The following is a 7,628-nucleotide window of genomic DNA, read 5'->3' as shown; positions in this document are numbered from 1 at the left end:
GTGGCGCAGGGATGCAGTTCGATGGCGCGTCGCTGAGGCAGCGCGAGGCGGCGAACACGGGCCCGGTGCCGCCGCGCACGCGGGGTGGGGCACCGGGCAAGGTGAAGCGGGTTCAGGCTGCGGCGGTGATCGCCGACGAGGCAGACTGGGCAGAGTTCTGAGCAAGCGCGCGTGTCTTCACCGCGCGTCCGCATGGACATCAACCGAGAGGTCGGCATCGTGATTCAGGCAGGCAGGAATACAGCAAGTGCAGTCGAAGTGACGCGGCAACTGGCAGATTCAAGATTGCTGACCGGCGGTCCCCGCGAGTTCTCCTTCACGCGCGACGATTTCGACCGCATCGCAAAACTGATTCACCAGCATGCCGGCATTTCGCTGTCACCGATCAAGTTCGACATGGTCTACAGCCGGCTGGCGCGCCGGCTTCGTGCCACCGGTGACGTGACCTTCGCGGACTATCTGAAGCGGCTGGAGCGCAACGATCACACCGAGTGGGAAACCTTCGTCAATTCGCTGACCACCAACCTCACGTCGTTTTTCCGCGAAGCCCATCACTTCGACCTGCTGAAGGAACATCTGACCCGGCTCGGCAAACCCAAGGCGCGCATCTGGTGCAGCGCCGCATCGACCGGAGAGGAGCCTTACTCGCTGGCGATCACCTGCTGCGAACTGTACGGCTCGATGAACCCGCCGGTGGAAATCATCGCGACCGACATCGATACCCAGGTGCTGGCGCAGGGGCAGGCCGGGGTCTATACCGAGGACCGCATCGAAAAGCTGTTGCCCGAACTGGTACGTAAATATTTCCTGCGTGGCACCGGCGGCCGCGCGGGCGAAGTGCGCGTGCGCCCCGAGCTGCAGAAGCTCATACGCTTTACCCGGGTCAACCTGCTCGAACCGAACTGGCCGGTCCGCGGGCCGCTCGAAGCGATCTTCTGCCGCAACGTGATGATCTATTTCGACAAGCCGACGCAGTACGCCATCCTGAAGCGCTTCGTCCCGCTGCTGCGCCCGGAAGGGCTCATGTTCGCCGGGCATTCGGAAAGTTTTTCGCATGCAGTCGATCTGTTCCGCAACCTCGGAAGGACGGTTTATGGTCGTGCTGACGGCGGTCGCTAGTCGCGGTCCTTCCCTGATCGAACACCAGTCGACGCAGCGCTATTTCGACAGCAAATTTTCGCGCGAGGCGGTGAAGATCCTGCCCGGCGAATTTTTCGTGACGACACGCGACATGTTGCTGGTGACCGTTCTGGGCTCGTGCGTCGCTGCCTGCATCCGCGATCCGGAACGCGGCATCGGTGGCATGAACCATTTCATGCTGCCCGACGGCGGCGCCGAAGCAACCAGCCGTTCGGCGCGCTACGGCGGGTATGCAATGGAGCTGCTGGTGAATGAGCTGATCAAGTCGGGCGCCCAGCGTTCGGCTCTCGAAGCCAAGGTGTTTGGCGGCGGACGTGTGCTGGCGTCGCTGTCGAGCGCCAATGTCGGCGAACGCAATTCGTCTTTCGTGCTTGATTACCTGCAGCAGGAGGGCATTCCGGTCATCGCGCAGGATCTGCAGGAAAAACACGCGCGCAAGATCTACTTCTTTCCGCACGCCGGACGGGTGCTGGTGAAGAAGCTCGCACGCGTCAATAACGACACGTTGGCACGGCGCGAGCGCGAGTATCAGGAGCGGCTTGCACGTACTGATGCGTCAGGCGATATCGAGCTGTTCTCGTGACCGGGCGACGCGGATGACCAAGTCAAGAATCAGGGTGCTGGTGGTGGACGACTCCGCGGTCATGCGGGCCATGCTGACTGCAATCATCAATCAGGCGCCCGACATGGAAGTGGTGGGTACGGCACCCGACGCGCTGGTGGCACGCCAGAAGGTGAAGGACCTGTTGCCGGACGTGCTGACGCTGGATGTCGAAATGCCGCAGATGAACGGTCTGGAATTTCTCGACAAGGTGATGCGGCTGCGCCCGATGCCGGTGATCATGATCTCCAGCCAGACCGCTAAGGGCTCCGAAACGACGCTGCAGGCGCTCGAACTGGGCGCGGTGGACTACATCGCCAAACCGCGCGCCACCCTGGTGGGGCTTCCGGCCGACTATGCACAGGAGGTGCAGGACAAGATCCGTGCGGCGTTCAGCGCTCACGTGAGGGTGAGGCGTGACGCGCCTGCGCGTCCTGTCGCCAGTGCCGTGACACCTCCGCCGCCGGTGGTGAGCAGCAACTGGGGTGACCGTATCGTGTGCATCGGCGCCTCGACCGGGGGTACCGAAGCGATCAAGGAGGTGCTGATCCGCCTGCCGGAGAACATGCCCGGCGTCGTGATGGTGCAGCACATGCCGGAAATGTTTACCGCGAGCTTTGCCCGACGGCTCGACTCGCTGTCACGCCTGCGCGTGAAGGAGGCCGAACAGGGCGAACGCATCCTGCCCGGCCACGCCTACCTCGCACCGGGCCATTCTCACCTCGAAATCCGCAAGTCCGGCGGTGGCTATGTCTGCGAACTGCTGCAGACGCCACCCATCAACCGGCACCGCCCGGCGGTCGATGTCCTTTTCGATTCCGCAGCGGCGCAGGCGCGCGGCAGTGCGGTTGCCGCGCTGCTGACCGGCATGGGCAAGGACGGCGCGCAGGGCATGCTGGCCATGCGCAAGGCGGGCGCGTGGACGATAGGTCAGGACCAGGAGAGCTGCGTCGTGTATGGAATGCCGCGCGAGGCGGCCCAGATCGGCGCCTGCTGCGAGGTCACTCCGATCACTCAGGTCGCCGAACGCATCATGGCTGCGCTGCAGGGCGGTCGGCGCATCGTCGCCCACGGCTGACGGCGGATTGCAGCCCTCTTTCATCGATTACAGACAGGAAAAAACACCATGGACATCAAGGTCAGCATCGTCGACAAGGTCGCGCGCATGAGCCTGGGCGGGCGCTTCGATTTTTCGGCGCACAAGGAATTCCGCGACACCACCGAGCAGTTGCTGCTGCGCGACGAAGTGAGTGAACTCGACGTCGACCTCGCCGCGGTCAATTACGTGGACAGCTCTGCGCTTGGCATGCTGCTGATGCTGCGCGACAAGGCGCGCAATGCGCGGCGCGAAATCAGGCTGTCGCGTTGCAGCCCGCCGGTGCGCCAGGTGCTCGATATTGCCAATTTCGGCAAGCTGTTCCGCATCGACTGAACGAAACGGCGTGCGCAGTAACGCCACATTAAAGCTTGTGCGCGCATTGTCGTAACACTCCTCACGACGGACGGGCGAACCATGCCCTGACGGAGAGGGGGGCAATCGACGGATACACGTCGGTGTCTCCTTCATATCGGGCGAACAACGCCCCCACCGGTGAGGAGACCGTTAATGTCAGCAACCCCCCCGCGCTCGTTGCTCGGGCGCAACCTGCTCTGGTTGTGTCTTTTTCCTGTTGTGTTCTTGACCCACGTGGGCGCGCTTGCCTGGGGGGCGGAGGCGCTCGACACAAGCGGCCTGCTGCTCGCGGCCGGGCTGTCGCTGGTCGCGCTGGCCGTGGTGCGGCTGACGTGCGCGCAACTGTTCGAGCGGCCGCTTGAAGCCGTGGTCGCCAGCATGGAACGAGCCCGCCTGGAGGGCGATCTCACCTTCCAGTTGCCGGTACAGGGGCCGGGTGCGCTGCCCCGGCTGGCGGAAAGCTACAACCGCCTGGTCGGTGAATTCAGTGCGGCGATGGCCAAGATGCTGTTCACCTCGTCGCGCCTGCAGGAAGCGTGTGCCCGGCTCGGCAAGGGGGCCGAGCGGGTGGCCGGCTCGACCGACGAGCAGTGCATCGCATCGCGCGCGGCCAGCACGGACGTGGGCAACATGAAAAGCAGCATGGAGGCGGCCACCGACGTGGCGGCCCGGACGGTCGAGGATGCGGAGCGTTCGCGCGAACTTTCGCAGCAGGGCGCCCAGGTGGTCAGCCGTGTCGCCGCCGAAATGTCGCGCGTGTCGGGCAGCGTGGAAGAGTGCGCGCGGCAGATCGAACACCTGGGCAGCCGGTCGGAAGAGATCGGCGGCGTCGTGAAGGTGATACGCGAAATCGCCGACCAGACCAATCTGCTCGCGCTCAACGCTGCCATCGAGGCGGCCCGGGCCGGCGAGCAGGGCCGCGGTTTCGCAGTGGTGGCCGACGAGGTGCGCAAGCTGGCTGAACGCACCGCCTCGTCGACCGGACAGATCCACACGATGATTTCCGCGGTGCAACGCGAAACCAACGAAGCCGCATCGGTGGTCCGCGCCAGTGCGGTCGAGGCGCGCAACGGCGCCGCCCTGACCGGCGAGGCCGTGGCCACGCTCGAACGCATCCGCGAATGCGCCGATGCGACGCTGGAACGGGTCGGCGGCACGGTCGCGGCGATGCGCCAGAACCATGCGCTGGGTGAACAGGTTGACGTGCACGTGCAGCGCATCTTCGCCATGGCCGAATCGAACCGCGAGGTGTCGCACGTGGCGGCGACCGACGCCGAGCGCCTGGACGTGCTGTCGAGCAACCTGGCCGAACTGGCCCAGGTGTTCCGCCTCGGCACCGCCGGCGAACAGGCGGTGGCGATGCACGCGCGGATGCCGGAACTGGTCGCTGGTGCGGCTGCGCAGGTCGGTGCCTGTCTCGAAGCCGCGGTCAAGCGCGGCGAGATCAAGCTGGAAGACCTGTTCGACGAAAACTATCAGCCGATCGCCGGTACCCGGCCGGCCAAGTTCACGACCCGCTTCGACAGCCTGACCGACCGGCTGCTGCCAGCCATCCAGGAGCCGCTGCTCGATCGTCACCCCGGTCTGATCTATGCCGGCGCGGTTGATCGCAAGGGCTATTTCCCGACCCACAACAAGAAGTTCTCGCAACCGCTGACCGGCGACGAAAAGGTCGACATCGTGCGCAACCGTACCAAGCGCATCTTCGAAGACCCGGTCGGCAAGCGCTGCGGTGCGCATGCCCAGCCTTTCCTGATCCAGACCTATCGCCGCGATACCGGCGAAGTGGTGCACGACATTTCGGCTCCGATCCACGTCGGTGGCCGCCAGTGGGGCGGCTTCCGGATCGGCTACGTCGCTTGATTGCAAGACCATCGGCATTTCCCTTGATGGGGCCCATCGGCCATCGGTCCGACTCAAGTCCATTTGGTGCACTGCCGTAAGAGCGGAAGGCAGAGTACACATTGAACATTGCATATCGCATATTGAAGACCGAATCCAAACCGATGCACCGGAACCCCTCTGCCTGACCGCTTCCGGTGCGGGCGCACCGCAAGGTGCGCCGCCCCTTCAAGGAGAAATGAATGAACGGCCTGTTCCTGCCCGCACGCGCCCTGATGTCGCGCCTGCGCTTCGCCCCCAAGATGATGTTGGTGATGGGCATATTGCTGGCCATGCTGGCGTCGCTCGCGGCCATGCAGGCGAAGTCGCGGCTCGACACGGTGAAACTGATGGAACGCGAGCAGATCGGGGCGGCCTATGTCCGGTCCTTGCTCGATGTGCTGGCGGCGGTGCAGCAGCATCGCGGGCTGTCGTCGGCCATGCTCAACGGCGACACGACGATGGCGGACAAGGTGGTAGCCCGGGCGGCGGAAGTGGAGCGGGGAATAGACGCGCTGAAGGCGCAGAACCTGGCCAACGCGGACGTGCTCGGCCAGCATGCCCAGATCGACCGCCTCGCCGACGAGTGGTCGTCGGTGCGCCAGTTGATGACGGGCGCCAGCGGCAGCGATAATTTCCGCCGGCATTCGGCGTTGATCGCCCAGCTGCTGAACGATTTCCGCCTGGTGTCCGACGCCTCGGGCATGAGCTTCGATCCGCATGAAGACACCTACACGCTGACTGAAGCCATGGTGACCGTCGCGCCGCAGACCATCGAGGCGCTCGGCAAGCTGCGCGGCCGTGCCGCGGCACTGAGCGTCGGCAAGACGATGACGCCGGAAGAGGCGGTCGAACTGGGCGCCCTGCTGCAGATGGCCAGGATGCAGGTCGAGGCGATGGAACGGGTGGTCGAACGGGTGCTGGTGCGTGCGCCCGCCCACGCGGCGAACGTATCGGCCGATATCGAAGTGCTGCGCGACAGCTTCGCATCCGTCGCGTCGATGCTCGAAGGTGCGGTCATCAGCCGGCAGTTCGAGCTGCCGCCGGCCGAAGTGTTTGCGCGGGTCACCACCCCGGTCGAAGCGGCCCTGAAGTCGGCCACCACGCTGCTCGATGCGCTGACGATCAGCATGGACGTCCACACCGGCGAGGTGATGTCGGAAGTGGTGCTGACCAGTACGCTGCTGCTGCTCAGCCTGCTGCTGTCGATCTATCTCGCGCTGGGCCTCTATTTCTCGCTGCAGGAGGACATCCGCCGCACGATCGAGGGCGGACAGCGCCTGGCCGAGGGCGACCTGAGCGCACGCATCGACATTGCTTCCCAGGATGAGTTCGGCGACATCGCCGCCAGCTTCAACCGCATGGCCGACAGTCTGTCGGCCCTGATTTCACGGGTGAAAACCGCCGCCAACGAAGTCAGCGCGGTCACCCATGCGCTGGCCAGCGGCACGCAGCAGGTCAGCGAGGCGTCGTCGCAGCAGAGCCAGTCGGCATCGGCCATGGCGGCGACCATCGAAGAGCTGTCGGTATCGATCAACAGCGTGTCGGACAGCGCGTCCGACATGCGGCTGCACGCCGAGTCGAGCCGCAGCGAAGCGGACGGCGGCCGTCAGGCGATCGACGCGGTCAGCGCCGAACTGGACGAGGTCGGCAAGGTCGTGGGCGAGATTTCGCAGGCGGCCGGCGCGTTCGTCGAGAGCACGCGGGCCATCGGCGACATGACCCGCCAGGTCAAGGACATCGCCGACCAGACCAACCTGCTGGCGCTCAACGCCGCCATCGAGGCGGCGCGGGCCGGCGAACAGGGACGCGGCTTCGCCGTGGTGGCCGACGAGGTGCGCAAGCTGGCCGAGAAGTCGGCCGCCTCGGCGCAGCAGATCGACGAAGTCACGCGCACGCTCGATGCGCGCGCGGCGGGCGTGGAAAGCGTGGTGCGACGCGGCGTGACGGCGATCGATACCTCGCGCGGCCAGCTCGCCCAGGTGGTGCACGCGCTGGGCCGTGCCGCCGAGGCGGCCGCCTCGACTTCGGAAGGCATTCATGGCATCGCCGAATCGGTCAACGAACAAACCACGGCCAGTCACGAAGTGGCGCGCAAGGTCGAACAGATCGCACAGATGACCGAAGAAAACAGCCACGCCATCGCCGCCATGGCGGGCGAAGCACAGCATCTGCGTGCGCTCGCCAGCAGCCTGGAAGAAGCCGGCGCGCGCTTCCGCGTCTGAACCGCGAATGATGCCCGGCCCGGATCCAGGGCCGTGTCCGCATCTGCTCCGCTCTTACGAAAACCTCGACACCGCAGCGGGATGAATGCGCGGGGTTTTCGTAGGAGCCTGTCCACGGCTGGCCCTGCATGGCCTGCCAGCTTCGCGGGCGGCGAGCGGTGCTCGCCGAATCCCCCGCTTCGCCCCTGCAGGCGATACGGCCTCCGAACAAGCGCCGGCGTGTGATCCACCGCCCCATCGCGGGCGGGGCCCGCTCCTACGAAAAACCCGGCAGGTTGGAGCGAGAGTGGCCTTCGCCTATGCGTTCGTCCGTATTCCATCGGGGCAT

Annotated in this window: 6 protein-coding genes; all 6 read left to right on the top strand. The window is 65.4% G+C overall.

Features of this window, described 5'->3' with window-relative positions; translation table 11 throughout:
- Window positions 1–192: 192 nt before the first annotated feature.
- The 6 genes from Q8Q80_RS14675 (at window position 193) to Q8Q80_RS14650 (ending at window position 7,300) form a co-directional block, all read left to right on the top strand.
- The gene (locus Q8Q80_RS14675) at window positions 193–1,119 is read left to right on the top strand and encodes a CheR family methyltransferase (RefSeq protein WP_305633626.1); all 927 of its coding nucleotides are present in this window, start codon (window positions 193–195) and stop codon (window positions 1,117–1,119) included.
- Complete coding sequence (gene cheD, locus Q8Q80_RS14670; RefSeq protein ID WP_305633625.1) at window positions 1,094–1,723, top strand: chemoreceptor glutamine deamidase CheD; 630 nt, start codon at window positions 1,094–1,096, stop codon at window positions 1,721–1,723. Before Q8Q80_RS14675 ends, cheD begins: the two co-directional genes overlap by 26 nt.
- Before the next feature lie 13 nt (window positions 1,724–1,736).
- The gene (locus tag Q8Q80_RS14665; protein WP_305633624.1) at window positions 1,737–2,819 is read left to right on the top strand and encodes a chemotaxis response regulator protein-glutamate methylesterase; all 1,083 of its coding nucleotides are present in this window, start codon (window positions 1,737–1,739) and stop codon (window positions 2,817–2,819) included.
- 48 nt (window positions 2,820–2,867) lie between these two features.
- Window positions 2,868–3,173, top strand: a complete 306-nt coding sequence (locus Q8Q80_RS14660; RefSeq protein WP_305633623.1) for an STAS domain-containing protein — start codon at window positions 2,868–2,870, stop codon at window positions 3,171–3,173.
- A gap of 174 nt (window positions 3,174–3,347) precedes the next feature.
- Window positions 3,348–5,057 carry a methyl-accepting chemotaxis protein gene (locus Q8Q80_RS14655; RefSeq protein WP_305633622.1) on the top strand — a complete coding sequence of 570 codons (1,710 nt, stop codon included), beginning with the start codon at window positions 3,348–3,350 and terminating at the stop codon, window positions 5,055–5,057.
- Between the two features lie 221 nt (window positions 5,058–5,278).
- Window positions 5,279–7,300, top strand: coding sequence for a methyl-accepting chemotaxis protein (locus tag Q8Q80_RS14650; RefSeq protein WP_305633621.1), 2,022 nt, complete (start codon window positions 5,279–5,281; stop codon window positions 7,298–7,300).
- Window positions 7,301–7,628 lie beyond the last annotated feature (328 nt).

Source organism: Methyloversatilis sp. (genome assembly GCF_030698125.1).
Lineage (GTDB): Bacteria > Pseudomonadota > Gammaproteobacteria > Burkholderiales > Rhodocyclaceae > Methyloversatilis.
The sequence above is the reverse complement of the archived record's forward strand: the minus strand, read 5'-3'. Positions and strand labels throughout refer to the sequence as shown.

Bases quoted from the DNA above. Each gene is read 5' to 3' on its own strand.
- Q8Q80_RS14660 (WP_305633623.1), top strand. From the start codon at position 2,868: ATGGACATCAAGGTCAGCATCGTCGACAAGGTCGCGCGCATGAGCCTG.
- Q8Q80_RS14655 (WP_305633622.1), top strand. From the start codon at position 3,348: ATGTCAGCAACCCCCCCGCGCTCGTTGCTCGGGCGCAACCTGCTCTGG.
- cheD (WP_305633625.1), top strand. From the start codon at position 1,094: ATGGTCGTGCTGACGGCGGTCGCTAGTCGCGGTCCTTCCCTGATCGAA.
- Q8Q80_RS14650 (WP_305633621.1), top strand. From the start codon at position 5,279: ATGAACGGCCTGTTCCTGCCCGCACGCGCCCTGATGTCGCGCCTGCGC.
- Q8Q80_RS14665 (WP_305633624.1), top strand. From the start codon at position 1,737: ATGACCAAGTCAAGAATCAGGGTGCTGGTGGTGGACGACTCCGCGGTC.
- Q8Q80_RS14675 (WP_305633626.1), top strand. From the start codon at position 193: ATGGACATCAACCGAGAGGTCGGCATCGTGATTCAGGCAGGCAGGAAT.